2 protein-coding genes are annotated in these 1,456 nt (G+C 36.7%); one reads left to right on the plus strand and one right to left on the minus strand.

Annotation, left to right across the window (positions count from 1 at the left end; all coding sequences use genetic code 11):
* A partial coding sequence (gene tnpA / locus FTT85_RS19000) for an IS200/IS605 family transposase (RefSeq protein WP_180184118.1) occupies positions 1-208 on the minus strand: 208 nt, incomplete at its 3' end.
* A gap of 39 nt (positions 209-247) precedes the next feature.
* Between tnpA and FTT85_RS18415 the strand changes: the two genes are divergently transcribed.
* Positions 248-1,456, plus strand: a 1,209-nt coding sequence (locus FTT85_RS18415; RefSeq protein ID WP_180042412.1) for an RNA-guided endonuclease TnpB family protein, incomplete at its 3' end; no start/stop codon positions are given.

A 1,456-nucleotide genomic window follows, 5' to 3' on the forward strand; every position in this document is an offset into this window, starting at 1 on the left:
TGATGTTCGGGTGCATATCTAACAATAAGTGAATATGATCAGCTTCACCATTGAACTCAATCAAGTCAATCTCCCAATCAGCACAGTTCTTTTTTACAATTTCTTCAAGCCGATTGATCATCTCATTTGAAAGGCATTTCTTGCGATATTTTGTTACCAACACTAAATGATATGTAAGTTTATAAACACAGTGATAATGTGACTTCATTACATTTACACTAAGCAATTAATTTGCTAAATTATAACCATGAAACAACCTTTTTTGAAAGCGTATAAATATCGCATCTATCCTACTTCTGAGCAGAAAGTGCAATTTGAAAAGCACTTCGGATGCACTCGCTTTATTTTCAATTGGGCTTTAGCACTTCAAACTAAAGCTCATTCTGAAACTCAAAAATTATTATCAAAAAAGGATATTCAAGACCAATTAGTTGCCATGAAAAAACAACCTGAATTCGAATGGTTGAACGAGGTGAATAGTCAATCACTTCTTAGTGGGTTACTTCACCTACACACTGCTTACAACAACTTTTTTCAGCGATTAAAGAAAGGCAAGGTTGAATTCAGAAAGATCAAAGGATATAAACCAAATCCTGATGAAAAACGCCCATTAAGTCATCTTGTCGGCTACCCACGGTTCAAATCCAAGAAAATACCGCAACGGTCTTATCAATGCCCTCAGCACGCAACAGTGAGCTTTGAGAACGGATTACTTCATCTACCTAAAATTAAAGGGATAAAAACTGTATTTAGTCGGGTATTTAATGGGAAAATCAAAACTGTCACCATTAGCAAAACAGCGACAGGTAAGTATTATGCTTCGATTTTGGTCGAGTCAGAGTTAGAACTTGTTGCATCAACAACAATTCAAGCTGATCAAACCATCGGAATTGATATGGGTTTGAATCACATGCTCATTCAATCCGATGGTAATAAGGTTGAAAATCCAAAATACTTGCGACAGGCTCAAAACCGACTATCCATACAGCAGAAGATATTTGCTCGAAAGAAGAAAGAATCAAAGAATTATCAACGTCAAAAATTAAGTGTTGCATTCATCCATGAAAAAGTGCGCCTGCAACGCTTAGACCTACATCACAAACTCACGCATTACTTGATCTGTGAAAACCAAGCGACCACGTATGCTGTAGAAGATTTAGGGATAAAAAACATGGTAAGAAATCGAAAATTAGCCAAGTCCATTTCGGATGTGGCTTGGGGTCAATTTCTTACGATATTGCAATACAAGGCAAAATGGTTCGGTAAGAATGTGCTACAAATTGGAAGATTCGTTCCAAGTTCTAAAGCATGTTCATGTTGTGGTTATACTATGACAAAATTGCCACTAAGCATAAGAGAATGGCAATGTCCTGACTGTGAAACAGTGCATGATCGTGATTTGAATGCAAGCTTGAATATACGCAATTTCGCTTTAGCTGATGCACTAGGACATAGT

The organism is Acinetobacter sp. YH01020 (assembly GCF_013420275.1).
GTDB lineage: Bacteria > Pseudomonadota > Gammaproteobacteria > Pseudomonadales > Moraxellaceae > Acinetobacter > Acinetobacter amyesii.